Below are 24,723 nucleotides of genomic sequence, written 5' to 3'. Positions count from 1 at the left end.
TGGAATCATGCGCCTAGGCGTCCTCGACATCGGGTCCAACACCGTCCACCTGCTGCTGGTGGACGCGCATCCCGGTGCCCGTCCCTTCCCCTTCGCCTCGCACAAGCGGCCGCTGCAGCTGGTGTCCTATCTGGACGCCGACGGCGCGATCAGCGTGGCCGGGCAGGATGAACTCATCGGGTTCGTCAACGAGGCCTGGAACTTTGCCCGCCGGCACGGCGCCCAGGACCTGCTGGCCTTCTCCACCTCGGCCATCCGGGAGGCAGCCAACGGCGCCGAGGTCCTGGCGCGGGTGCACCGGGAAACCCCGGTGCGGCTGGAGGAACTCTCTGGTGGAGACGAAGCGGCAATGACCTTCCTGGCCGTACGCCGCTGGTACGGCTGGGGCGCCGGGTCCATCCTGGACCTGGACATCGGCGGAGGCTCGTTCGAGATGGCCCTGGGCCAGGACGAGCTTCCGGAGATTGCCCGGTCACTGCCCCTCGGTGCCGGCCGGCTGACCCGGGACTGGCTTCCCGAGGATCCGCCGTCGCCCAAGAGCATCAAGAAGCTGCGCAAGTACATCCGCGGCATGGTGGGGGAGGCGGCAGAGGAGTTCGCCGGCTTCGGACGCCCGGACCTCGTGGCCGGAACGTCCAAGACCTTCCGCTCCCTGGCCCGCATTGCCGGAGCCGCGCCGTCGGCCGCCGGTCCGTTTGTGCCCCGGGTGCTAACCCTGGAGGACCTGTCCCTCTGGACCAAGCGGCTGGGTGCACTGAGCTCCCGGGACCGTGCGGGACTGGACGGTGTCTCCGCGCTGCGTGCGCCGCAGATGCTTGCCGGTGCCCTCGTGGCGCAGGCCGCCATGGAAGCCTTCGACGTGCCGGTGCTGAAGATCTGCCCCTGGGCGCTGCGCGAGGGTTTGATCCTGCGCCGGTTCGACACCCTGCGTTTTGAAACCACCGGTGACCTGCCCCGCGGGCCTGCGGACGGGGAAGAATTCCTCGTGGCTGCCGGGGCGGGTCCTTCCGCCAATGGAGAGCCCAGCTGACATGCCGACGTCCCTGCCGTCATCCGGACACGCCGCCATCCCGGTGGCACTGTCCAGCGCATCCGTTTACCCGTTGTCCGTGCATGACACCTTCGCCGTGGCCCATGACCTGGGCTATGACGGCGTCGAAATCATGGTCACCAACAGCCAGGTGAGCCAGGACCCGGATTCGCTGAAGGAACTGAGCGAAAGGTACCAGCAGCCGATCCTCGCGATCCATGCCCCCACCCTGCTCCTGACGCAGCAGGTCTGGGGTGCGGCCTGGACCAAGATCGAGCTGTCGGCGGCCATGGCCGCGGAAGTGGGTGCTGCCACAGTGGTGACGCACCCGCCGTTCCGTTGGCAGACGGGATATGCCGAGAACTTCGCCGAGGGCGTGCAGGCCCTCGCCGAACAGTACGGTGTGACCATCGCGGTGGAGAACATGTACCCGTGGCGGGTCCGCGGCCGTGAGGCGAAGGCCTACCTGCCGCACTGGAATCCCGTTCCGGAACCGTACGAAAACGTCACCTGGGACTTTTCCCATGCGGCCATCGCCGGCATGGACTCGTTCGAGCAGATCCGCCGGCTCGGCAAACGGCTCCGGCACGTCCACCTGACGGACGGAACCGGCAACGGCAAGGACGAGCACCTGCTTCCCGGCGAGGGCACCCAGCGCTGCGCGGAGGCACTCTCCTATCTGGCCGGTGCCGGGTTCACCGGCGTGGTGGCCGTGGAAGTCAGCACCCGGAAGGCCCGGGGGCCGGGGGAGCGGGAGGACCAGCTGAAGCAGACTCTGGAATTCGCCCGGGAGCACCTGGGTCCGAAGGCCGTCCTGGCCGGACACTCTTCCCAATAGTCTCCCAGTAGTACCGGTACGTCCTGTAGTACGGGCTCCGCGCCGTCCGGCCTCCGCGCAGCATGACAGAATCGGAGTCATGGACAGCGCACAGAATCCCCGACTTACCTTCCTGGGCTGCGGCTCGATGAACGAAGCCATCCTCGGCGGAATCCTCGCCGGCGGCCTTGCCGCCGAGCAGGTAACCGCCACCGTCCGGCGGTCCGAGCGGGCCGAAGAGCTCCGCGCCGCCCACGGCATCACCGTCCTTGCCGGCAGCGAGGATGCGGACGCGAACCGGAAAGCCGTGGCCGGCGCGGACCTGGTCATTGTCGGCGTCAAGCCCGTGCAGGTAGCGGATCTCCTGCGGCAGATTGCGGCGGACCTGCCCCGCGGTGCCGTGGTGCTCAGCGTCGCGGCAGCCGTGCCGCTCGCGCTGATGGAGTCACTGCTGCCGGACGGCCAGCCGGTGATCCGCGCGATGCCCAACACCCCCTCCCGCCTTGGCCGCGGCGTCACGTCCATTTCCGCCGGCAGCTCCGCCGGACCGGAGGCCATGGAACTGGCCCGCCGGGTACTGTCCGCCACCGGCACGGTGGTGGAGGTTCCCGAAGAGCAGGTGGACGCGGTGTCCGCCGTCAGCGGCTCCGGCCCCGCCTACGCGTTCTACCTGGCCGAGGCCATGGCCCGTGCCGGCGTCGAGCTCGGCCTGGACGCTGACCTTTCCGCGCTTCTGGCCCGCGAAACCGTGGCCGGTGCCGGGTTCATGCTGGCCGAGCCCGACGCCGATGCCCCCACTCTGCGCCGCGGCGTTACCAGCCCCAACGGCACTACCGAAGCGGCCATCAAGACCTTCGACGAGCTGAACCTGCCCGGCATCATCGAATCCGGTGCCCGCGCAGCAGCTGCCCGTGCCCAGGAAATCACGAAGCAACTGACCGCGTAGCTCCGGTGCCTGGCTGGGCCTGGTGGACGGGCCGACTGTGCCGGTCAGGCCCGGCCTCCGGGCCTGGCTCCGGCGGCAACGAAATTCCTACGCTCGCAGAGCTCGCTCGGAATATTAAAGCCGCCTCCGCCAGGCCCTGCGGTCGGACGGTCGTGCCGCCGGCACCAGGTCCTGCGGTCCGGTGGGTTGAGCCGCCTCCGCCAGGCCCTGCGGTCCGGTGGGTTGAGCCGCCGGCACCAAAGTTTATGGTCGGTCGGACACGGTGCAGCCTGCGCCAGAGCCTTTGGCCCGGTCGGACATGCTGCAAGGTAGGCACCGCGTCAGGATCCCTTCGGTTTGTGGCAATCCCCTCGCCGCGCCGCGTAGGAAAGTGTACAAACCGCAGGGAATTGCACAAAAGGTCCGCCGGCAGCGGACAGGCTATCCCACCCTTTGGTGCTGCTGTGGCACAAGGGGTCCCACCAACAACATGAGCACCACCCGGTGGGACCCTGTGCTGGCCATCCAGACGCTTCCCCGTCCTGCAACGATCTACTGAGTAGATAATGGGCTTATAGCCGCCCGATAACCCCGTTATCCGCTCAGTAGATCCGGAACCCCGGCGCATAACCCCGTTATCTGCTCAGTAGATCCGGAACCCCGGCGCATAACCCCGTTATCTGCTCAGTAGATCCGGGATGCCGATCCGCTCAGAAACCCCGTGCCGGCACGTCACCAGCACCCCGCCGTGCACAGCACAACGGCGGACCCCGGAAGCCCGGGACCCGCCGTCGTGCGTTGAAGGGACGTGCGTTGAAGGGTGCGGACGTTGTTGCGTTCGGTCGAGCACGGATTGTTGCCGGGCCACCAGGTCCAACGGGACATCGGAGCAGTCATCCGGACCTTCAATGACCTGAACCTACCAAGCATCACCGTCCCCGCCCCCGCCCCCGCGAGGCCTTCGTCTATCCGCACCCGGGAAACCACGAAAGCAGCTCACCGCGTGGCTCTGGTGCAGGACCTGCGCCCGCACCGAGAGGCACCGTCCCGCCACCGCAGGGTGTGTGCAGGCACCGTGCCGCCGCAGGGTCTGGCGGAGGCGGCTTTAATATTCCAAGCGAGCTCTGCGAGCGTAGGAATTTCGTTGCCGCCGGAGCCAGACCCGTAGGCGGACCGCCCAGCAGCAGGCGACCACAGCACCCACCACGGTAGCCGCACAGGACCACCGGGGCAGGCACTGCAGCGCATGAACCCTACGGCCGTGCGGCGAACCGCTCGAGCAGATCCACGTGGCCGGACACGATCAGGGTGTCGCGGCTGGAGACCTTGGTGGTCGGCTGCGCGTAGGTGAAGTCCTCGCCGGGGGATTTCACCCCGACGACAGTGACGCCGTACTTGGCCCGCACATTGGACTCGCCCAGCGTGAAGCCCTGCGTCTCCTTCGGCGGGTACATTTTCACGATGGCAAAACCGTCGTCGAACTCGATGAAGTCCAGCATCCGGCCGCCCACCAGGTGCGCGGCCCGCCGGCCGGCGTCGGCCTCCGGATAGATCACGTGGTTGGCGCCGATGCGGGTGAGGATCTTGCCGTGCGCCGGGGTGATGGCCTTGACCCACAGGTGCTCGATGCCCAGGTCCACCAGGTTCACGGTGATGAGCACGCTGGACTCGATCGAGGTTCCCACGCCCACGACGGCGGCAGAGAAATCCTCGGCGCCCAGCTGCTTGAGTGCCTCGATGTTCGTCGCGTCCGCCTGGACCACGTGCGTGAGCAGGCCCGAGGCCTTCTGCACCAGCGCCGGATCGCGTTCCACGGCCAGGACTTCGCGGCCCTGCCGGACCAGCTGCTCGGCGGTGGCTGCACCGAAGCGGCCCAGTCCGATGACCAGCACCGGGGCATTGTGGGGGGGTCTGTCAGCCAATGATCGGCCTTTCTTCGGGGTAGTGGTAAAGGGTGTTGCGGTGGCGCACGGCCAGGGCCGCGGCAAGGGTGATGGTGCCGACGCGTCCGGCGAACATCAGCATCGACAGGACGTATTTGCCCGAGGGCGGCAACGCCTCACTGAGGCCGGTGCTCAGCCCCACCGTGGCGAAGGCGGAAATCACCTCGAAGAGAACCGGCTCCAGGGACTCTTCCGTGATGACCAGGATTGCGGACGTGGCGACCGCAACCAGTGTGGCGCCCAGGATGGTCACCGAGATGGCGACCCGCATGGCGCCCTGGGGGATGGTGCGGCCGAAGGCGCGGACATCGGCGTCGCCGCGGGCTTCGGCCACCACGGCCAGGAACAGGACCGCGATGGTGGTGACCTTGATGCCGCCCGCCGTTGAGGCGGAACCGCCGCCGGCAAACATCAGCATGTCGGTGATGAGCAGGGTGCTGGAGTCCAGATCCGTCATGGAAACCAGGTTGAAGCCGCCGGAGCGGGTCATCACCGAAGCGAAGATCGAGTGGATGATCTTGTCGCCCAGGGACAGGTCCCCGATGGTGCGGGAGTTGAACCACTCGAATGCACCCCAGATCACGGCGCCGGCCACCAGCAGGATGGAGGACACCAGCACGGTCAGCTTGGTGTGCAGGTTCCATTTGCTGACCCGCGCACGCGTCTGCAGCAGGACCATGATGACGGGAAAGCCGAGCGAGCCGATGAACACGCCCAGCATCAGCGGCACCAGGATCCACAGGTCCTCTTCATACGGCACCAGGCCGTCGGAGTGCGGAGTGAAACCGGCGTTGTTGAACGCAGAGATCGAGTAGAAGACCGCATGCCAGATGGCCTGGCCGGGGGACTCGCCCAGGATCATGAAGCGCGGCGCCATGACCAGGGCCAGGGCCAGCTCAATAACGACGGCGGTGCTGAAGACAATGCGGAGCAGGTGGCCTACCTCGCCGAGCCGGCCGGTGTTCATGCCCTCCTGCGCCATGAGCTTGCCACGGACGCCGAGCCGCTTGTTCACGGCCAGGGCCAGCAGGGAAGCCAGGGTCAGGATGCCCAGGCCGCCCACCTGGATTGCGATCAGGATCAGCACCTGCCCGAACGTGGACCAGTAGGTGGCGGTGGAGACCACCGTCAGCCCAGTGACGCAGACCGCCGAGACAGCGGTAAAGAAGGCATCGTGCAGCGGTGCGGATTCTCCGCTGCTGGAGGCGGCCGGAAGGCTTAGCAGGGCAGTGAACAGCAGGATGACCAGGCTGAAGACGATCAGCGCCAGCCGCGCGGGCCGGCCGGTGACCATCCCGCCCACGAACCCGCGGATCCCGGCAACGATGGCGTAACCGCGGTGCTGCTCTTTCTCCAGCAGGGATTGCCGTGGGAAGGCCATAGTGGTCAGTTCTTTTCCGCGGTGGTTCCGCACAGTAGGAGTACTTATCCGTGAGATGGGCGCGGACACCAATATCAGAGTAGCGCCCGCATCACGTAGCCTGTCTGCATGATCAGTTCCGGGCTAAGCCTTCCCATTATGCCGACGTGCATTGTCTGGGATGAATCCATGCTGGCTTACGACTTTGGCGCAGGCCACCCGATGAGCCCGGTGCGCCTGGATCTTACCGCCCGGCTGGCCCGTGAACTGGGGCTTTTCGACCTCGAAGGCGTCCGGATGACCGAACCCTATGTCGCCTCCGCCGCCGATCTGCTGACCGTCCACGGCTACGACTACATCAGCGCCGTGCAGGCCGCCGGCGCCGATCCGGCGAACTGCAATACGCTGCTGGGGCTGGGCACCGAGGACACCCCCGCCTTCGCCGGCATGCACGAGGCCAGCGCCCGGCTGGTCGGAGGTTCCCTGGCCGCCGCCGACGCCATCCTGTCCGGCGAGGCGACGCACGCGGTGAACTTCGCCGGCGGGATGCATCATGCCGGCTATGAAAAAGCGTCCGGCTTCTGCGTGTACAACGACGCCGCGGCCGCCGTCGCGCGGCTCCTCGCGAACGGCGTGCAGCGGGTGGTGTACATCGATGTTGACGCCCACCACGGCGACGGAACGCAGAACATTTTCTGGGACGATCCGCGTGTGATGACCATTTCGCTGCATGAAAGCGGACTGACCCTGTTTCCGGGGACGGGATTCGCCAATGAAACCGGCGGCAAGGCAGCGGAAGGAACCGCGGTCAACATTGCCGTCCCGGCACGCACCACCGACGCCGGGTGGCTGCGGGCCTTCCACGCAGTGGTTCCCCAGCTGACCGAAGCGTTCGCTCCGGAAGTAATTGTCAGCCAGCACGGCTGCGACAGCCACAAGGATGATCGCATGACCGCGCTGCGGATCAGCGTGGAGGCCCAGCGGCAGGTTGCCCTGACCATCAGCGACCTGGCCGGCCGGCTGTGCGAAGGCCGCTGGATCGCCACCGGGGGAGGCGGCTACAACGTGGCCTCCGTGGTGCCGCGGTCCTGGGCGCTGCTGATGTCGGTGGCCGCCAACGGGCGGGTGCGTCCCGCAACCCCGCTGCCCGAGGCCTGGCGGACCTACGTGCTCGAGAAGCACGGCGTGAAGTCCGGCGAGACGCTGGGCGACGGGGCTGATATCTGGTGGCGGTCCTGGGAAGTGGGCTACGACCCGAATGACGAGATTGACCGGACCGTCATGGCTACCCGCAAGGAGCTGTTCCCGCTGCACGGGCTAGATCCGTGGTTCGACTAGCCTCGTTCCCTCGCGAGGCTCCGGGCCCCGGATCCGCTAGGGTAAATGCCATGGTGTGTGACGATGTGTTTGCAGTAATCGCGGAAGGTACGCGGCGCGAAATCCTGGGTGCCCTGCGTACCGGCGACAAGTCCGTAGGGACGCTGGTGGAGGAGCTCGAGGTCAGCCAGCCCACGGTTTCCAAACACCTCAAGGTGCTGCGTGAAGCCGGGCTCGTCTCCATGCGCGCCGAAGGCCAGCGGCGGTTCTACTCCCTGGAGACTGCTCCGCTGGAGGAAATGGTCCTGTGGCTGCGGGCCTTCGACCTCCCGTCCCTCACGGATACGACGCCGCTCCTTGCCTCCGTTCCGGCCACGCCGCCGCGCGCCACGGCTGCTGCCGTTGCCGCCGGTGCGCTGGTGCCCGGTGCTGCCGAAACCCGGCCGCCGCTGCCTGCGGATGCGGGCGTGCAGAACCTCGGCCGTACCGTGGGCCGCGCAGCGGAACGGGCAGCAGACCTGTTCGGCCAGCTGCCCAAGTTCCGCCGCCGCCGGCCCTAGGGACGAGGCCGCCGGACCATTGGGCCTGTCCTGTATCGCTTCGCCAGTACCCGCGGGGCTAGCGTAGTCCTTAGCGGGGGAGCCCTACCTCTAAGGAGCAGCACATGGAACGTGTACTGACACGCGTACGCGACGACGTTTTCCGCCGCAATCCGGGAGAGACGGAATTCCATCAGGCAGTGGTGGAAGTGTTCGATTCCCTCGCACCCGTGCTGCGGAAGCATCCCGAGTTCGCCGAAGCAGCGGTCCTCCAGCGGATCTGTGAACCCGAACGGCAGATCATCTTCCGGGTGCCCTGGGTGGATGACAAGGGCCAGGTGCAGATCAACCGGGGCTTCCGGGTGGAGTTCAATTCCGCGCTGGGCCCGTACAAGGGCGGACTGCGGTTCCACCCCTCGGTGTATCTGGGCATCATCAAGTTCCTTGGGTTCGAGCAGATCTTCAAGAACGCCTTGACCGGCATGCCCATCGGCGGCGGCAAGGGCGGCTCCGACTTTGACCCGCGCGGCAAATCCAATGCCGAGGTAATGCGCTTCTGCCAGTCCTTCATGACCGAGCTGTACCGGCACATCGGTGAGTATACGGACGTTCCCGCCGGGGACATCGGCGTCGGCGGCCGCGAAATCGGTTACCTCTTCGGACAGTACAAACGGATCACGAACCGCTACGAATCGGGCGTCCTTACCGGCAAGGGCGTGAGCTGGGGCGGGTCCCTGGTCCGTCCCGAGGCTACCGGCTACGGCGCGGTGATGTTTGTCGAGGAAATGCTCAAGACCAAGGGCATGAGCCTGGACGGGCAGCGTGTGATCGTCTCCGGCTCGGGCAACGTGGCCATCAACGCCATAGACAAGGCCCAGATGCTCGGCGCCACGGTGGTGGCCTGCTCGGATTCCTCGGGGTATGTCGTGGATGAAAAGGGCATCGATGTTCCGTTGCTGCGGCAGATCAAGGAAGTGGAGCGGGGAAGGATCGCGGAGTACGCCGAGCGCCGTGGACATTCCGTGAGCTACGTGGCGGACGGATCCATCTGGAACGCGGGTGCCGGCGTCGCACTTCCCTGCGCCACCCAGAACGAACTGGACGAAACGGACGCGCTGGCACTGATCAAGTCCGGGGTCCGGGCCGTGGCCGAGGGCGCGAACATGCCGTGCACCCCGGCGGCCATTGCCGCCTTCCAAAGCGCCGGCGTGCTGTTCGGTCCCGGCAAGGCCGCCAACGCCGGCGGCGTCGCAACCTCCGCCCTGGAGATGCAGCAGAATGCGAGCCGGGACTCCTGGTCCTTCGAGCATACGGAACGCCGGCTGAGCGAAATCATGGTCAATATTCATGAACGGTGTGCCGTGACGGCCGAGGAATACGGTGCGCCCGGTGACTACGTGGTGGGTGCCAATATCAGCGGCTTCGTGAAGGTTGCCGATGCCATGCTCGCCCAGGGCGTGATCTAGGACCGGCTTGGTCCCTCCCTGCCCGCGGCTGCCGAAAGAACTTCCACTATGGTTACTCCTGCCACTACAGTAGGGTCCATACGGGGCCATCAGTGACGCACGTCGCAACAGGCCGGTAAGGCGATGTCCTTCAGCCACAGGTGCTCCCATTGGCTTGCTGCGGGGAGCAGCGGCAATGAGCAAAGGAACGGGACTAAATGGCAGACGAGGGAAACTTCTCGGATGTGCGGTTTCTGACGGTATCGGAAGTCGCCGGTGTTATGCGCGTCTCCAAGATGACCGTGTACCGCCTGGTGCATTCCGGCGAACTGCCGGCGGTCCGTTTCGGCCGGTCTTACCGTGTACCGGAATCGGCTGTCCAGAAGGTGCTGCGCGACGCCGTCATTGACCGCCGTTCGGACTCGGCCTAGCGCTGCTGCCGGTGGACGGCGCCGATGAACAGTGCGGGAACGGCTGTTTCCGGCTGCACTTGCCGGCTGTCAAATTCCACAGCGTCGAAGCTGTACCCTGTTAAGGAACGTTTTAATCGAAAGCCAGTAACTACCGGCATTTAGCCTCTGCGCCCACGGCAGCAGGGGATGAAGGCCGGTGACTCCTAATAAGTTTGTGAGGACTCTGTGGGTTCAGTAATCAAGAAGCGCCGCAAGCGTATGGCCAAGAAGAAGCACCGCAAGCTGCTTCGCAAGACCCGTCACCAGCGTCGCAATAAGAAGTAGACCCTTCTCAGCGACCGCTGTAACGGTTCCGCGCCTGCAAATGCAGTCTCGGATCCGGTACGGCAGAGCCCGCCAGTCCTCACGGATAGGCGGGCTCCGGTTTTTAACGCGTGATGCCTAACGGTCAGCGGTCCCGGACCCAGGAGAATCCCCGCCACAGGCCGTAGCCGGCCCCTGCGACGGTGGCCGACTTCAGGCCCAGCGTCGCCGCCCGGCGGCCGGAGCGGAAGTCATACACGGGCCAGTTGCGGTCGCGGGCATGACGGCGCAGACGGGCATCCGGATTGATCGCCACCGGATGCCCCACCAGGCTCAGCATCGGAACGTCGTTGTAGGAATCGCTGTACGCCCAGCACCTCTGCAGGTCCAGGCCTTCCTTTTCCGCCAGCGCCCGGACCCCGGCCGCCTTGGCCGGTCCGTGGAGGAATTCGCCGACCAGGCGTCCGGTGTACATGCCGTCGGTGACCTCGCTGACGGTGCCGAGGGCACCGGTGAGGTTAAGCCGGCTCGCGATGACGGAGGCCACTTCAATGGGGGTTCCGGTCACCAGCCAGACGGGCCGGCCGGATTCCATGTGCTGCTGGGTCAGTGCCCGCGTGCCGGGCCAGATCTTGGACACGATCATCTCGTCGTAGACTTCTTCGCCGAGCGTGCGGACATCCTCCGAGGAGAGTCCGGTGGCGAAAGCCAGTGCAGCGTCCCGGACGGAGTGGACGTCCTTGAGGTTTTCCCCCTGCAGCATGAATCTCAGCTGCTTGCTCGCGAATCCGGCCGCTTCACGAATCGTGAAGACTTTTCGCTGGTACATTTTCCGGCCCACGTGGAACAGGCTCGCGCCGCGCATCAGCGTATTGTCGACGTCGAAAAAGGCGGCCTCGCCGGGTTTGCCCGCCGCATGAGTAGTTCCGGTGGCTCGGACTACAGTGGCTCGGGGCATGGTCCGAGTCTACGCAAAACCCGTCCCGGGCGCGGTGATAGGACGATATGGGGCTATTTTGGAGGTATGAGCGAATCCGCCGGACCGCAAGTAGTCCTCCTTACCCGACCGGGATGCCACCTGTGTGAAGATGCCAGGCTGGTGCTCAAGCGCGTGGGGGAGGACCTTGGTGTTGCGTGGCAGGAACGCAGCGCCGAAGACGAACCGGAACTGGCCGCACGCTTCGGCGAGGAGATCCCCGTGCTGTTTATCGACGGAGTCCAGCGGGACTTCTGGACAATCGACGAATCACGGCTGCGGCGCCTGCTGGGAGCGTAATGGCACCCGAAGAGATCCGTTCAAAGCCCACGGAGCTGGAGCGGGAAACAGAGAACGGCGAATCATCATCTGCCGGAACCTCGGCGGCAGGTGCCGCTGCCCAGCGGCATATACCGCCGGCGTCGTTGGCCCGCCTGCCCATATACCTCCGTGCGCTGACCGCCATGCTCAGTGACGGCAGGGAGCGGGTGTCCTCGGAGGAGCTTGCCGAAGCCGCCGGCGTGAATTCGCCCAAGCTGCGGAAGGACCTGTCCTATCTGGGGTCGTACGGGACCCGGGGGGTGGGGTATGACGTTCTGTATCTCAGCGGACAGATTTCCGCCGCGCTTGGCCTGACGTTGAACTGGCGGGTGGCCATAGTCGGTGCAGGCAACCTGGGCCGGGCGCTGGCAGGCTATCCCGGTTTCGGCTCCCGGGGCTTCGAGGTGGTGGCACTGTTCGACGCCGACCCGATGGTGATCGGCCAGGAAGTGGGCTGGCTGAGGATCAGCCCGGTGGACTCACTTGAAGCCGTACTGGCAAAGACGAGGGCGAACATGGCTGTGCTCTCGGTGCCTGCCGAGGTGGCCCAGGACCTATGCGACCGACTCGTGGAGTCAGGCATAACCAGCATCCTCAACTTTGCCCCCGTGGTGCTTCAGGCACCGGAGAATGTCCAGATCCGCAAGGTGGACATGGCAACCGAACTCCAGATCCTGGCGTACCACGCACAGCGTGCCCAGGCATCGCAGATCGCCGCCCGGGCACGCCTGGCTCGCTAGGACCGATCTGCCCGGAGCAGCTCGGCCGGGATCTGATCCGTCGGGAAAGGCTCGTCCGGGACCGGTTCGCTTTCGTAGGTCCGCCGGCGGAACCACGGAGCTGCTCCCTTGGTAAAGGTGATGCCGGCTCCTGCCGCGGCGAGGGCTGCCGCCGCCGCCTGGGTCCCCGTTCCCGCATTGAGCGCATAAAAGAGTGCTGCTCCCGCAAGCAGCGCCGAGACGATCCGCGCCCAGCGGCGCTTGTCCCGGAGGGTAACCGCAAGCAGGAGTGCAATTCCGAGGATCACCAGGGCATACGCGATTTCGACGGCGGCGATGGTCCTGACATAGTGGGTGCCGGTGACTCCGTATCGTTCGAGGAGTGCCAGCATCGGCGGCAGCGACTCGGGTACGGCCATGCGGGAAACCGTAGAGAGAGTGCCGCCAAGGTTGACCAGCCCGGAACCTGCGATCAAGACACAAGCGGCAGCTATGGCAGGAACGGGATTGCCGGTGTTTGCCGGCAGATGACGCTGGACAGCGCGGACCAGCATGGCGGCGGCGCGTGCACTGATACGGACAGCAAATGCAACGATGCGGGCGATAGTGCGAACTACGACCCACACAAAGAGTGCCGTGCTGCGGGCCGCGATGAATACGGCGTGCGCGGTGGCCTGGGCGGAGACTGAAACGGCGTGGGCTGTGGTGCGGGCTGCGGCGGCGGTGGCGTGCGCGGTCGTTTGGGCCGAGATGACGACGGCGTGGGCTGTGGTGCGGGTTCCGACGGCGGTGGCGTGCGCGGTTGCCTGGGCGGAGATGACGACGGCGCGGGCCACGGTCCGGGCAGCTGTCGATACGGCGTGCGCGGTGGCCTGGGCGGAGACCGAAATGGCGTGCGCTGTGGTGCGGGCTGCGACGGTGGTGGCGTGCGCGACGGCTTGGGCGGAGATAACAACGGCGTGGGCCACGGTCCGCGCAGCTTCCGATACGCCGTGCGCGACGGCCTGGGCGGAGACTGAAACGGCGTGGGCTGTGGTGCGGGCTGCGACGGCGGTGGCGTGCGCAGCGGCCTGGGCGGAGACTACGACGGCGTGCGCCACGGTCCGCGCAGCCTCCGATACGCCGTGTGCGGCGGCCTGGATCCAACTCCAGACGGTGCGGGTCGCTGTGCGGACCCAGTTGGTAACCCTGTTGGCTCCGGCATGAGCTGCGGCGGAGGTTGTGCGGGCTCCGGCCTGGACCCCTAGCGAGACAGCGTGCGCCCCGCTGCGTACCCGAACAGCGCCGGTGTGTGCTGCCGCTGTCGTCGCGGAAGCTCCGGCCTGGACCTGCAGCGAGACGGCATGCGCCCCGGAGTGGACGTGATCGGACGTACGGTGAGCGAGGCTGCGGACCCAGGCATAGGTGCCCAGCGCCCCGGCACGGACCCAAACGAAGACGCCGCGCACCCCTGTCCCAAGCCAGGCGAAGATGCCGCGTATCCCTGTCCCAAGCCAGGCGAAGATGCCGAGCAGCCCTGTCCCCAGCCAGGCGAAGATGCCGCGCAGCCCTGTCCCCAGCCAGGCGAAGATGCCGCGCAGCCCTGTCCCCAGCCAGGCGAAGGCACCGCGCAGGCCCGCTTGAAGCCAAAGGTAGGCGCCATGCCTGCCGCTGTCCGGCCCGGCGCCGGTAGCAGGCACGCTGGATTCACCTGAACCGCCGGATGCTGTAGTACTCCCCGATACTGCCGGGGGATACGGCGGCGGTTCGGGAATCAAAATGTCGGGCCCGGCATTGCCCGGAGCACCGGCTGATGGGTGCAGATAGCGCAGCGGCAGACGCTTCTTCTGGTGTGGCGGGTTGGGAAGCAGTGCGGCCATGGTCCTCCCCTTCACGGCGGAACGGCATCCTCCGGCGCGCCCTGCGGAAGCAACCCATCGCCGGAAGAGAACACAACGCTACGCGGGCAAGACCGGCCTGTGACCCCTACTCCGCAGAACCCGGCCCGGCAGGGGAGAAGTCCCGGCGGATACCGCCGGGACTTCTCAGTAGGCCTGCTTAGTAGGGGTACAGCGGAGCCTTGCGGAAGTACGGATTGGACGGCTGCAGGTACAGCATCACAATGCCCGCAATTCCCAGCAGGCTGGAAGCCAGCGAGATCAGGCTCAGCGGTGAGGTGAAGTAGGCGCCGAGCATCGTGAAGATGCCAATCAGCGAGAAGGCGGCAAACACGGTGCCGAGGATACGGGCCCAGTTCTTTCCCCGCCGGACAAAGAGCGCGATCAGTACGTAGATTCCGAAGCTGATCAGCGCTACGACAATGCCGAAGGCAATAAGGAAGGTGGTCATGCTCCGTTCATCCAATCCGGCGTCGTTGAACGTCTGCTGCTCCTGGGACGTCAGCAGGGAGGGAAGGCTGAACGACGTGATCACGTTGTTGATAAGGCTCAACACACCTGCCGCGATGATCAGCCACGAACCGGTGACGACCTCGCGCGGAGGGGCGCCCTTTGCAGGGTTGACCGGCGGCGGCGTCGGATAGGAGGCCTGGCCGGAGGCGTAGGGGCCTGGAGCATACTGGCCGTACTGGGGGACTGGACGAGGCGCGGGATCAGCAGGTCCGCCGGGAGCCCCGGAACCGCCGGGCACCGGGGGGCCGCCGGGAGCCCCGGAACGGCCGGGCACCTGGGGGTTATTCGGGTAATTCGGGTCGCGGCCTGGCTCGGGAGTGTTCTCTGGTGTACTCATGTCCGCCTGCCTGCTGGTTGGTGGCTTGGAGCGGCTGGACGGGTGTGCCATCGGCGGGAAATGGCCGGGGGCGCCCCCCGCAGCCAAGTAACCAGCGTAGCGCCGCAGGCTTCGGAGGGTCAGGGGTCCCGGAAAGATGGCTGCAAAAAATACAGCCCCGGACCGAGAGGTCCGGGGCTGCCCTGTGGGGGGGGAATGGGGAGGTTGCTAGGCAGCCACGAAGGCTGCGTCAACGTTGATGGTGACCTTGTCGCCTACCAGCACGCCGCCGGTTTCCAGTGCAGCGTTCCACGTCAGGCCGAAGTCCTTGCGGCTGATCACGGTGCTGGCGGAGAAACCGGAGCGGGTGGCACCGAAGGGGTCCACGGCCACACCGTTGAACTCGGCATCCATGACTACCGAGCGGGTGATGCCCTTGATCGTCAGGTCGCCGGTGACCTTGAAATCGGAGCCGGAGCCCTCGATGCCGGTGGAGGTGAAGGTCAGTTCCGGGAACTGCTCGACGTCGAAGAAGTCCGCGCCCTTGACGTGGCCATCGCGGTTCGCATCGTTGGAGTTGAAGGAATCAGCGGCAATCACGGCCGTGACCGTGGTTTCCGCCAGGGTCTCGCCTGCCGTAAGGGTAGCCTCAACCTTGTCGAAGTTGCCGCGGACCTTGCTGATGCCGGCATGACGGACGGTGAAGCCGACTTCGCTGTGGGAGGCGTCGAAATTCCAGGTTCCGGTGGTGAGGCCGCTGGGGATCATGGAGAGCTCCTTATGGTTGCTGTGCCGGCGGGAGGCTCCCGGGCGGCATATTCATGCATTTGCATACAGTGTTGCACGGTTTGGTTAAAGGTTCAAGTGAAATCTGCGGCGAGATCCAATAATTTAGCTGCTGGCCCCAACTCTGCGAAACTGGGACACATGTCCCGCTCATCCATACACCTCGTGCGCCACGGTGAAGTCTTCAATCCCGACAAGGTTCTGTACGGCCGCCTCCCGGAGTTCCATCTGTCGGACCTGGGACGCCAGATGGCGGACCGGGTTGCGGAGCACTTCGTCGAACAGCGCAGCCAGGGGGCCAACCTCGTCTACCTGGCCGCGTCTCCGCTGACCCGCGCCCAGGAAACGGCGGCGCCGCTGGCAGCTGCACTGAACCTCGAAATCGTCACTGATGAGCGGATCCTCGAAGCGGAGAACCGCTTTGAAGGTATGTCCCGCATCAAGAGCCAGCTGCGCAACCCGCGGTACTGGCCGCTCCTGCGCAATCCCATGCGCCCGTCCTGGGGTGAGCCGTATGCCAAGCAGGTGGCCCGCGTGATGTCCGCCGTCGACGACGCACGACTGCGCGCCGTGGAACTTGGCGGAGACAACGCCGAAGCCGTTCTGGTCAGCCACCAGTTGCCCATCTGGGTCACCCGGCTGGCAGCTGAGGGTAAAAAGCTCTGGCACGATCCCCGCCAGCGCGAGTGCACCCTCACCTCCGTCACCACCCTGGAGTTCGACGGCGCCGTGCTCACCGGCGTGCGCTACGCAGAGCCGAGCGAGGACCTCCTCCCCGGTGCAGCGAATGTTCCGGGAGCATAATAGAATTACTACGCGTTGTAGAAGTGGCTTCTCCCTGCCGCGATGAAAGCTGGAAATCCTTGAAGAACCGCCCACGCCCTGCTGAACCGGAGTCCTTAGGCCGCCGCTCCTTCCTCCGGCTCGGTGCCGGACTGGCCCTTGCCGTCCCCTTTGCCGCAACCGCTGCCGGCTGCTCCACGGATGACCCGCTGGCCGAGCAGGCAAACGCAGGAGACAACAAGAACTACATTGCCGGAGACGGCTCGGTGACCGAATACGATCCCTCCGAGCGCGGCGAAGCCGTGCAGCTCACGGGAACCCTGTTCGACGGCACCGAGGTGGCATCCTCCGACTGGACCGGCGACGTCGTCGTGCTCAATTTCTGGTACGCCGCGTGCGCTCCCTGCCGGAAGGAAGCCCCGGACCTGGTGGAGCTGCATGATGACTTTGCCGGCGACGGCGCACGCTTCTACGGCGTGAACATTCGGGACGAGAAGGCAACCGCGGAAGCGTTCGAACGGAACTTCAACATTCCGTACCCGAGCTTCCGGGACAAGGACGGCGGCGTGCTGCTGGCCATGACCAACTTCGTCCCGCCGTCGGCCGTACCCACAACACTGGTGCTGGACCGGCAGGGCCGTGTGGCGGCCCGCATCCTCGGACTGGCGGACAAGGGCACCTTGAAGGCCCTCATCACCGACGCGCTGGCAGCGTAGGGACAGTGTCCTTCCTCCCCGCCGTCGTGGCCCCGGTGGCCGAGTCCACTGCCAATACGTTTGCCGATACCGTGCTCAACGGCTCCGTGCTGCTGGCCATCCCGGTGGCGGCCCTGGCCGGGCTCGTATCCTTCCTTTCCCCCTGTGTGCTGCCCCTGGTGCCGGGCTACCTCGGTTACGTCACGGGACTCACCGGTGTTGACCTGCAGAAGCAGCGCCGGGGCCGGATGTTCGCGGGTATCGGACTGTTCGTGCTGGGGTTCTCCGTGGTCTTCGTTGCGCTCGGCGCCGGAATCGGGCAGCTGGGCGCATGGCTGAAAGGCTCCGAACAGGCATGGATTTCGCAGGTCCTCGGTCTCGTTGTGATCCTGCTCGGCATAGTTTTTATGGGCGGCATGAGCTGGTTCCAGCGGGACCGCAAGATCGAAGCCAAACCTCCGGCCGGACTGTGGGGTGCCCCGGTGCTGGGCATCACCTTCGGCCTGGGCTGGGCGCCGTGCATCGGCCCCACACTCTCCGCCGTCCAGCTGCTTTCCTTTTCCGGCAGCGACGCCAGCGCCGCCAAGGGCGCACTGCTGACCTTCGTGTACTGCCTCGGGCTGGGGCTGCCGTTCCTGCTCATCGCCATCGGGTTCCGCCGGGGAATGGGTGCCCTGGGCATCTTCCGCCGCCACCGCCTGGCACTGCAGCGTTTCGGCGGAGGCATGCTGATTGCCCTCGGCCTGCTGATGGTCAGCGGAGTCTGGAACCTGTGGATCAACCAGCTCCAAGGTTGGTTGGGTAACGTGACCCTGCCGATCTGATGCCTAAACCAGTGAAGAACACACGACCAATGAGAACACTTTGACCCCGGAACCGGATGACGTGACAGACAAAGCAACAACGCCCCGCCCGTCCAACCCCCGCCCCGCCAAGGGACGCCGGGACGACGTCGCGCTGCCCGCACTGGGGCTGCTTGGCACGCTGCGCTGGGCCTGGAACCAGCTGACCAGCATGAAGACGGCGCTGTTCCTGCTGCTGCTGCTCGCCGTCGCCGCCGTGCCGGGATCACTGTTTCCGCAGCGCCCCGCCGATCCCTCGGTGGTGACGCAGTACCTCAAGGACAACCCCGAAACAGGACCGTGGCTGGACCGCTTCCAGCTCTTCGACGTGTACTCTTCCGTCTGGTTCTCGGCCATCTACCTGCTGCTGTTCATCTCACTGATCGGCTGCGTTATTCCCCGGGCGAAGGCGCACTACAAGGCCATGCGCTCCAAGCCGCCGCGCACGCCGAGCCGCCTTTCCCGGATGCCCGAATACGGCACGCTGGCAGTTCCGGCACACGCGTCGCTCAGCCCGGCGGACGCCGTGCGGGACGCCGCGAAGATCCTGCGCCGCCGCGGCTACCGCGTGGATGTCAGGGATGCGGACAGTGACCGGCCCTCCGTCGGCGCCGAGCGCGGGTTCGCCAAGGAACTGGGCAACCTGGTCTTCCACACCAGCCTCATCGGTGTCCTGGCCTGCGTGGCCCTGGGCGGGCTGTTCGGCTACAGCGGGCAGAAGATCGTGGTGGAGGGCGAGTCCTTCGTCAACACCCTGGTCAGCTATGACACCTTCACGCCCGGCTCCAACTTCTCCGAAAGCCAGCTGAGCCCGTACTCGCTGACATTGGATAAGTTCGACATTGAATTCGACCGTGAATCCGAAACCCACTACGGCCAGCCCCTGGACTTCACCGCCAATGTGACGGTGAAGGAAGACCCGGACGCCGAGCCGGAGGAACAGGTCCTGAAGGTCAACTCACCCCTGACTCTGGGCGGCACCCGGGTGTACCTGGTCGGCAACGGCTACGCTCCGGTAGTGACCGTGCGCGACGGCGAGGGCAACGTGGCCCTGGAAGGCCCGGTTGTAGCGGTGCCCACCGATGCCATGTACACCTCCCTCGCCGTGATCAAGGCGCCGGACGCCAAGCCCGACCAGCTGGGCTTCGTCGGATTCTTCCTGCCGACCGCCATGATTGACGACGCCGGGGTCAGCTACTCCGGTGATCCCGATCCGATCAACCCCCAGCTGAACCTCAACTCCTACTTCGGAGACCTGGGGCTGGACGAAGGCGTGCCCTCCAACGTCTATGTGCTGGAGACCGAAGACCTGACGCCGCTGAATAACCGCGACCTCGACGCCGGCGGCATTGTCCTGGGTGCCAACGAGACCTACGAACTGCCTGACGGCAAGGGCTCAATCACCTTCGACGGCCTCAAGCGGTACGCCGCACTGGACATCCATTACGACCCGGCGAAAACCGGTGTCCTCGTGTTTGCGGTGCTTGCCCTCTCCGGCCTCGCGGCGTCGCTGTTCCTGGCGCGCCGGCGGGTCTGGGTCCGGGCAGGCCAGCATCCGGACGGCCGGGTCATGGTTGAATACGGGCTCCTGGCCCGGGGCGAAGATCCCCGGCTCACCAGTGAAGCCGCTGCCCTCCGCGGGCTGTTTGCCGCGAAGTGGTTGGCACCGCAGGACCCGCAGGCACACAATGTTGGGCGGGTCAGCGTACCCGCAAACGCATCGGCGGACAGCAGCGCCGCAGAAGAATCACGTAAGGACCGGTAATGCCCTCCATCGATTACACCCTCGCCAGTTACAGCGAGCTCTTTATGCTGCTGGCGGCATTTGCCTACACGATCGCCTTCCTGGCCTTCTCGTGGGACCTCGCTAAGAGCAGCAAGACCATCCGGGCGGTGGAGAGCCGGCTTGAAGAAAAGACCGCCGTGCGGGAAACCGTCCCCGCCGGGGCCGGCAACGGCTCGGCCCGGGACTGGGACGCGGACGGCAGCCGGGAAGCACAGACCGCCGACAGCGCCATGGGCTACACCGGTCCGCGCCGCAACGCAGCACGGGTGGGCGTGGCCCTGACCGTGCTCGCCGCCGCTATCCACGCGGCGGGCGTCATCACCCGCGGCATGGCCGCGCACCGGGTTCCGTGGGGCAACATGTACGAGTTCTGCACCACCGGCGCCCTCGTTGTCGCCGTGGTGTTCCTGCTGGTGCTGACCCGCCGCGACCTCCGTTTCCTCGGCACCGTGGTGCTCGGCCTGGTGCTGGTCATGATGATGGCCGCCACCATCGGGTTCCCGACGCCGGTGGCCCACCTGGTTCCCGCGCTCCAGAGCTACTGGCTGATCATCCACGTCTCCGTGGCCGTGATCGCCTCGGCACTGTTCACCCTGACGTTCGCCATGTCCGTGCTGCAGCTGCTGCAGGCGGACCGGGAGACCCGGATCCGCTCCGGCCGCAAGGAACGGCTGCCGTTCATGCGCATCGTGCCCTCTGCGCAGAGCCTGGAGAATCTGTCCTACCGGATCAACGCCGTTGCCTTCGTGCTGTGGACCTTCACCCTCATGGCCGGAGCAATCTGGGCCGAACAGGCCTGGGGCCGGTACTGGGGCTGGGACACCAAGGAAGTGTGGACCTTCGTCATCTGGGTGGTCTACGCCGGCTACCTGCACGCCCGTGCCACCCGCGGCTGGACGGGCACCCGTTCCGCCTGGCTTTCGATCGTCGGCTACCTCTGCGTGGTCTTCAACTTCACGATCGTGAACATGTTCTTCTCCGGTCTGCACAGCTACTCCGGCGTCTAAACCGCGGGGCAGAGCCGCCCGCAGCAGTACAAAGAAAGACCCGTTCCGGAACCATCCGGAACGGGTCTTTTTTACGGGCTGATCGGCTGCAGAGGCGGTGCGTCGGAAGCGGCAAGGCCCGCCGTTGAACGGGCCCCTACGTGCCGGGCTTGTCGTCGTCGTTCTGTGTGCCGCGGCCTTCCTTCGCCCGCAGCTCGGCCTCACGGGCCCGCAGTTCGGCTTCCTTTTGTTCCTGGCGGCGCCGGATCTCCAGGTTGCGCAGGAACTCGGGATCGTCGTCGGGGGCCGAGGGGCGCCGCGGCTCACGCGGGCCGGAACCTCCGTTGGAACCGCCGGTGGGGCGGCCGAAGAGGAACCAGAGGAGCGCGCCCAGGACCGGAATCAGGATGATGGTGAACAGCCAGGACACTTTGGAGATGCTGCGCACCTCATCGGCGCGGGACATGATGCAGTCGATGACGGCGTAAATGATCACAGCAGCGACGATGATGACGCCGAACAAGACTAGACGGGGCATACGGACATTGTAGTGGAGCCCGCCACCGGCGGCGCCGGATGAACCGAAGGAACGCTCAGGACGCCGAGCGCCTAGAATGAAGGCGTGGCTTTCTGGAAATTTACTGCTCTCCGCCTGGGTTTGGTGGCCGTCTTCTTTGTGATCTGCATGCTGCTGCAGCTGGGGCTCCTGCTCTCGGCGCTTGCCGCCGCAGTTCTGGCCTGGTGCGTGACCTACCTCTTTGCCCGCGATATGCGGGACGAAGCAGCCCGTACCGTGCAGCGGCGCTTCACTGAGGAACGCGCACCCAAGCGCAACCGCGGCGAACTGGACGATTCGGCGGCCGAGGACACCCTGGTGGCCGAAAACCCGGACGTCCGGATCGACAACGACCGCCGCCGCGAGGCGTAGCCCGCCGGCGGAAGCTAGGCCAGCAGCCGCGTGATGACGAGTCCGGCGCCGTAGAGCACGCTGAAGCCGAGGTTGATCAGTCCGGTGTGTTTCAGGACCGGGATCAGGCTGGAGCCCTTCTTGCCGGTGAGCATCAGCCCGCAGGGCAGGATACATGCCGGAATGAGCAGCAGCACCAGCAGGATCCACGGGTAGCTGCCTGCGATGAAGAGCGGCAGCAGCAGTGCCAGGGCCAGCATCATCACGTAGCTGATCCGCGCTCCGCCGTCACCCAGCCGCACCGCGAGGGTCCGTTTTCCGGCCACCCGGTCCGTGGGAATATCGCGGACGTTGTTGGCCATCAGCAGGGCCATGGCGATCAGGCCGGTACCGACGGCGCCCAGCACCGCGGCTGTGTTGATTTCCAGCGCCTGCGTGTAGGTGGTGCCCAGTGTGGCCACGAGCCCGAAGAAGATAAAGACGAACACATCGCCCAGCCCCCGGTATCCGTAGGGGTTCTTGCCGCCGGTGTACCCCCAGGCGGCAGCGACGCAGCCCACGCCCACGAGGATCAGGAACGGCGTGCCGGCCAGGAGCACCAGGGCCACTCCGGCCAGCATGGCCGCGGCGAAGCAGCTGAACGCCGCGTACTTGACCTGTTTCGGGGACGCCAGCCGGGCACCGGTCAGCCGCAGCGGGCCCACCCGGTTGTCGTCGGTACCGCGGATGCCGTCGGAATAGTCATTGGCGTAGTTCACGCCTATCTGCAGCAGCACGGCAATCAGGGCAGCCAGGACGGCCCGGACGGGGTGGAAGTCCCCGAGATCGTAGGCGGCGGCGGATCCGATGATGACCGGCGCGATCGCCATCGGCAGCGTCCTGGGACGGGCGCCTTCTAACCATTGGGCGGCTGTAGCCACGGTGTTGTTTCCTTAGTTCTTGAGTTGAGACAGGTGGGGAAAGCGGCGGTTCAGTGCTGCGCGGCGGCCAGCAGCCGCAGCAGGGTCATTCGGTCCGCCTTGCCGTTGGGCAGCAGGGGCAGGGATTCAAGCAGGAGGACCACCTTTGGGACCGCGGCGGCGCCGAGCCTGGAGCGGACGGCGTTGCGGACCAGTTCCGGATCCACGCTGCCGACGACGGCGGCGCCCACACGGGAGCCCCACTCGGCGTCGTCCAGACCCAGAACAAACGCCTGTTCTACGCCGTCCACAGTCTCCACGGCTTCGGCCACGGCCTGCGCGGAGATCTTGATCCCGCCGCTGACAATAACGTCGTCCAGCCGGCCGGAGACGGTGACCTTGCCGGCGTCGTCCACTGTGCCGGTGTCATCCGTGCGGAACCAGCGGCGTCCGGAGTTGAACCGGAAACGGTCCTCGGTCAGGTCCGGCCGGCCCATGTACCCGTCCGAAAGGACGTCACCGGCAATCCAGAGGCGCCCCTCCCACCGGATGACGTCGACGCCGGGCAGCGGCACGCCGTCGTAAACGCACCCGCCGCACGTTTCGCTCATTCCGTAGGTGGTCACGATGTTCAGCCCGTAGCCTCGGGCCTTTTCCAGCAGGGGAGCGCCGGCCGGTGCGCCGCCGAGCAGGATGGCGTTGAACCGGCGCAGCACGCGCAGGGTTTCCGGCGCCGGATCCTGCAGCAGGCGGTGGAGCTGGGTGGGTACCAGCGAGGTGAAGCGGTTGCGGTCCGTCATGTCTTCCGCGGCCCGGGTGAACACCTCGGCGCTGAACGGCACGGACAGGTCCATGAAGACCGGCTGCGTTCCGGCATACAGGGAGCGGACCAGGACCTGGATTCCGGCAATGTAATTGACCGGCAGGGCAGCCAGCCACTGGCCGTCGGACTTCAGGGCCATGGCGGTGGCCATCGAGGATGCAGCCAGCGCGTCCGTGCTGAGCATGGTCTGCTTCGGGGTGCCGGTTGAGCCGGAGGTACTGACCACCAGGGCAATGTCGTCATTGGGCAGTTCACCGGTGAAGGTCTGGGCCGGATCGGTGTGCGGTGCCACCGCGGGGCCTTCCCCGGCCAGCGCGTCGGCCAGCGGGGAGAGCAGCATGCCGGCGTCGAAGCCGGGGGTAATCAGGACTGGGAGCAGTTCCAAGGAGGTCCTAAAAGTAGTAGGGGAACGAGGACCAGTCCGGGTCGCGTTTGGCCAGGAATGCCTCCTTGCCCTCCACCGCCTCGTCCGTCATGTAGGCCAGCCGCGTGGCTTCGCCCGCAAAGACCTGCTGCCCGGCCAGGCCGTCGTCGGCCAGGTTGAACGCGAACTTGAGCATGCGGATCGCCTGCGGCGACTGCCGGGCAATGTCCGCGGCGTATTCCAGGGCGACCTTCTCGAGGTCTTTGTGGTCCACTGCTTCGTTGACGGCGCCCATGGCCACCATGTCCTCGGCGGAGTACTCCCGGGCCAGGAAGAAGATCTCGCGGGCCTTCTTCTGGCCGATCTGCCGGGCCAGCAGCGCCGAGCCGTAGCCGGCGTCGAAGCTGCCCACGGTTGCATCGGTCTGCTTGAACTTGCCGTGCTGGCGCGAGGCGATGGTCAGGTCCGAGACCACGTGCAGGCTGTGCCCGCCGCCGGCGGCCCAGCCGTTGACCACGGCGATGACCACCTTGGGCATGGTGCGCATCAGGCGCTGCACCTCCAGGATGTGCAGCCGGCCGGCGCGTGCCGGGTCGATGGTTTCCTTTGTCTCACCCTCGGCGTAACGGTACCCGTCCCGGCCGCGGATCCGCTGGTCCCCGCCGGAGCAGAACGAGTGGCCGCCGTCCTTGGGGGAGGGGCCGTTGCCGGTGAGCAGCACGGTGGCAACATCGGGTGTCATTCGGGCGTGGTCCATGGCCCGGTACAGTTCGTCAACGGTGCCGGGGCGGAAGGCGTTGCGGACTTCCGGACGGTTGAACGCGATGCGCACGGTCGGCAGGTCACGCACAACGCCGCCGTCGGCGTCGCGCTCCACCTGGCGGTGGTACGTCATGTCCTGCAGGTCCTCGAACCCGGAAACGAGACGCCACTGCTGCGGGTCGAAGATATCGGACACCTGTGTTGGAAGTTCTGTGCTCACAAACCGAGTTTATCGCCAGTGGACAAAACCGCCGGACGGCGGGCTCCCGCTCGCCA

General features: G+C 66.2%; 26 protein-coding genes. 16 read left to right on the top strand and 10 right to left on the bottom strand.

From position 1 onward, the window contains the following. Positions 1–7: 7 nt before the first annotated feature. The 3 genes from N2K95_RS13605 to proC all read left to right on the top strand — a co-directional run bounded on the left by N2K95_RS13605 (position 8) and on the right by proC (position 2,793). Entirely contained in the window at positions 8–1,030 is a 1,023-nt protein-coding gene (locus N2K95_RS13605) for a Ppx/GppA phosphatase family protein (RefSeq protein ID WP_260651964.1), read from the top strand. Beyond that, complete coding sequence (locus N2K95_RS13600) at positions 1,014–1,868, top strand: sugar phosphate isomerase/epimerase family protein (protein WP_260651963.1); 855 nt, start codon at positions 1,014–1,016, stop codon at positions 1,866–1,868. The genes N2K95_RS13605 and N2K95_RS13600 overlap by 17 nt, the downstream gene beginning before the upstream one ends. 79 nt (positions 1,869–1,947) lie before the next feature. Next, positions 1,948–2,793, top strand: coding sequence for a pyrroline-5-carboxylate reductase (proC, locus tag N2K95_RS13595; RefSeq protein WP_255790775.1), 846 nt, complete (start codon positions 1,948–1,950; stop codon positions 2,791–2,793). A 1,232-nt stretch (positions 2,794–4,025) separates the two neighbouring features. On the opposite strand, the gene N2K95_RS13590 is transcribed toward proC, so the two are convergent. Then, entirely contained in the window at positions 4,026–4,664 is a 639-nt protein-coding gene (locus N2K95_RS13590; protein WP_255790914.1) for a potassium channel family protein, read from the bottom strand. Positions 4,665–4,686: 22 nt separating this feature from the next. Continuing rightward, on the bottom strand, positions 4,687–6,009 hold the full coding sequence (locus tag N2K95_RS13585) for a TrkH family potassium uptake protein (protein ID WP_260653818.1): 1,323 nt from the start codon (positions 6,007–6,009) through the stop codon (positions 4,687–4,689). Between the two features lie 195 nt (positions 6,010–6,204). Between N2K95_RS13585 and N2K95_RS13580 the strand changes: the two genes are divergently transcribed. The 5 genes from N2K95_RS13580 to N2K95_RS13560 all read left to right on the top strand — a co-directional run bounded on the left by N2K95_RS13580 (position 6,205) and on the right by N2K95_RS13560 (position 10,113). Then, positions 6,205–7,413 (top strand): acetoin utilization protein AcuC, encoded by a 1,209-nt coding sequence (locus N2K95_RS13580; RefSeq protein WP_260651962.1) that lies wholly within the window; start codon positions 6,205–6,207, stop codon positions 7,411–7,413. A gap of 50 nt (positions 7,414–7,463) precedes the next feature. Further along, a complete protein-coding gene (locus N2K95_RS13575; RefSeq protein ID WP_260651961.1) occupies positions 7,464–7,952 on the top strand; it encodes an ArsR/SmtB family transcription factor in 489 nt (162 codons plus the stop codon). Between the two features lie 104 nt (positions 7,953–8,056). Then, positions 8,057–9,397 carry an NADP-specific glutamate dehydrogenase gene (gdhA, locus tag N2K95_RS13570; RefSeq protein WP_260651960.1) on the top strand — a complete coding sequence of 447 codons (1,341 nt, stop codon included), beginning with the start codon at positions 8,057–8,059 and terminating at the stop codon, positions 9,395–9,397. A gap of 197 nt (positions 9,398–9,594) precedes the next feature. After that, complete coding sequence (locus N2K95_RS13565; protein ID WP_255790768.1) at positions 9,595–9,807, top strand: helix-turn-helix domain-containing protein; 213 nt, start codon at positions 9,595–9,597, stop codon at positions 9,805–9,807. A 207-nt stretch (positions 9,808–10,014) separates the two neighbouring features. After that, positions 10,015–10,113 carry a 30S ribosomal protein bS22 gene (locus N2K95_RS13560; RefSeq protein ID WP_003792170.1) on the top strand — a complete coding sequence of 33 codons (99 nt, stop codon included), beginning with the start codon at positions 10,015–10,017 and terminating at the stop codon, positions 10,111–10,113. A gap of 124 nt (positions 10,114–10,237) precedes the next feature. Here N2K95_RS13560 and N2K95_RS13555 read toward each other — a convergent pair whose 3' ends face one another. After that, positions 10,238–11,050: an HAD family hydrolase gene (locus N2K95_RS13555; protein WP_260651953.1), complete on the bottom strand. Its 813-nt coding sequence runs from the start codon at positions 11,048–11,050 to the stop codon at positions 10,238–10,240. Between the two features lie 66 nt (positions 11,051–11,116). Between N2K95_RS13555 and N2K95_RS13550 the strand changes: the two genes are divergently transcribed. Together N2K95_RS13550 and N2K95_RS13545 are read left to right on the top strand one after the other, a co-directional pair. Further along, a complete protein-coding gene (locus N2K95_RS13550; RefSeq protein WP_255790764.1) occupies positions 11,117–11,368 on the top strand; it encodes a glutaredoxin family protein in 252 nt (83 codons plus the stop codon). After that, positions 11,368–12,129, top strand: a complete 762-nt coding sequence (locus tag N2K95_RS13545; RefSeq protein WP_260651952.1) for a redox-sensing transcriptional repressor Rex — start codon at positions 11,368–11,370, stop codon at positions 12,127–12,129. Before N2K95_RS13550 ends, N2K95_RS13545 begins: the two co-directional genes overlap by 1 nt. On the opposite strand, the gene N2K95_RS13540 is transcribed toward N2K95_RS13545, so the two are convergent. The 3 genes from N2K95_RS13540 to N2K95_RS13530 all read right to left on the bottom strand — a co-directional run bounded on the left by N2K95_RS13540 (position 12,126) and on the right by N2K95_RS13530 (position 15,582). Further along, positions 12,126–13,787 carry a hypothetical protein gene (locus N2K95_RS13540; protein WP_260651951.1) on the bottom strand — a complete coding sequence of 554 codons (1,662 nt, stop codon included), beginning with the start codon at positions 13,785–13,787 and terminating at the stop codon, positions 12,126–12,128. The genes N2K95_RS13545 and N2K95_RS13540 overlap by 4 nt on opposite strands. Before the next feature lie 358 nt (positions 13,788–14,145). Continuing rightward, positions 14,146–14,835: a hypothetical protein gene (locus N2K95_RS13535; protein ID WP_260651950.1), complete on the bottom strand. Its 690-nt coding sequence runs from the start codon at positions 14,833–14,835 to the stop codon at positions 14,146–14,148. Between the two features lie 207 nt (positions 14,836–15,042). Further along, the gene (locus N2K95_RS13530; protein ID WP_260651949.1) at positions 15,043–15,582 is read right to left on the bottom strand and encodes a YceI family protein; all 540 of its coding nucleotides are present in this window, start codon (positions 15,580–15,582) and stop codon (positions 15,043–15,045) included. Between the two features lie 159 nt (positions 15,583–15,741). On the opposite strand from N2K95_RS13530, the gene N2K95_RS13525 reads away from it, so the two are divergent. From N2K95_RS13525 to ccsB, 5 genes are all read left to right on the top strand, one after another. Beyond that, positions 15,742–16,404, top strand: a complete 663-nt coding sequence (locus tag N2K95_RS13525) for a histidine phosphatase family protein (RefSeq protein WP_260651948.1) — start codon at positions 15,742–15,744, stop codon at positions 16,402–16,404. A gap of 59 nt (positions 16,405–16,463) precedes the next feature. Continuing rightward, a complete protein-coding gene (locus N2K95_RS13520; protein WP_407080086.1) occupies positions 16,464–17,099 on the top strand; it encodes a TlpA family protein disulfide reductase in 636 nt (211 codons plus the stop codon). A 5-nt stretch (positions 17,100–17,104) separates the two neighbouring features. After that, complete coding sequence (locus tag N2K95_RS13515) at positions 17,105–17,902, top strand: cytochrome c biogenesis CcdA family protein (protein WP_260651947.1); 798 nt, start codon at positions 17,105–17,107, stop codon at positions 17,900–17,902. Between the two features lie 61 nt (positions 17,903–17,963). After that, complete coding sequence (gene resB, locus N2K95_RS13510; protein WP_407080085.1) at positions 17,964–19,685, top strand: cytochrome c biogenesis protein ResB; 1,722 nt, start codon at positions 17,964–17,966, stop codon at positions 19,683–19,685. Then, on the top strand, positions 19,685–20,713 hold the full coding sequence (gene ccsB, locus N2K95_RS13505; RefSeq protein WP_255790756.1) for a c-type cytochrome biogenesis protein CcsB: 1,029 nt from the start codon (positions 19,685–19,687) through the stop codon (positions 20,711–20,713). The genes resB and ccsB overlap by 1 nt, the downstream gene beginning before the upstream one ends. Before the next feature lie 136 nt (positions 20,714–20,849). Here the strand turns inward: ccsB and N2K95_RS13500 are convergent, their stop codons facing one another. After that, positions 20,850–21,230: a PLD nuclease N-terminal domain-containing protein gene (locus N2K95_RS13500; RefSeq protein ID WP_260651946.1), complete on the bottom strand. Its 381-nt coding sequence runs from the start codon at positions 21,228–21,230 to the stop codon at positions 20,850–20,852. Positions 21,231–21,314: 84 nt separating this feature from the next. On the opposite strand from N2K95_RS13500, the gene N2K95_RS13495 reads away from it, so the two are divergent. Next, a complete protein-coding gene (locus N2K95_RS13495; protein ID WP_260651945.1) occupies positions 21,315–21,620 on the top strand; it encodes a DUF4229 domain-containing protein in 306 nt (101 codons plus the stop codon). A 14-nt stretch (positions 21,621–21,634) separates the two neighbouring features. On the opposite strand, the gene N2K95_RS13490 is transcribed toward N2K95_RS13495, so the two are convergent. Genes N2K95_RS13490 through N2K95_RS13480 form a run of 3 tightly spaced genes read right to left on the bottom strand, consistent with a single transcriptional unit; the run spans position 21,635 to position 24,667 of the window. Then, the gene (locus tag N2K95_RS13490) at positions 21,635–22,519 is read right to left on the bottom strand and encodes a 1,4-dihydroxy-2-naphthoate polyprenyltransferase (RefSeq protein ID WP_260651944.1); all 885 of its coding nucleotides are present in this window, start codon (positions 22,517–22,519) and stop codon (positions 21,635–21,637) included. Positions 22,520–22,569: 50 nt separating this feature from the next. Then, positions 22,570–23,706 carry an AMP-binding protein gene (locus N2K95_RS13485; protein ID WP_260651943.1) on the bottom strand — a complete coding sequence of 379 codons (1,137 nt, stop codon included), beginning with the start codon at positions 23,704–23,706 and terminating at the stop codon, positions 22,570–22,572. 7 nt (positions 23,707–23,713) lie between these two features. Further along, on the bottom strand, positions 23,714–24,667 hold the full coding sequence (locus N2K95_RS13480; RefSeq protein WP_260651942.1) for a 1,4-dihydroxy-2-naphthoyl-CoA synthase: 954 nt from the start codon (positions 24,665–24,667) through the stop codon (positions 23,714–23,716). Positions 24,668–24,723 lie beyond the last annotated feature (56 nt).

Source organism: Arthrobacter zhaoxinii, from assembly GCF_025244925.1.
Taxonomy (GTDB): Bacteria; Actinomycetota; Actinomycetes; order Actinomycetales; family Micrococcaceae; genus Arthrobacter_B; species Arthrobacter_B zhaoxinii.
The sequence above is the reverse complement of the archived record's forward strand: the minus strand, read 5'-3'. Positions and strand labels throughout refer to the sequence as shown.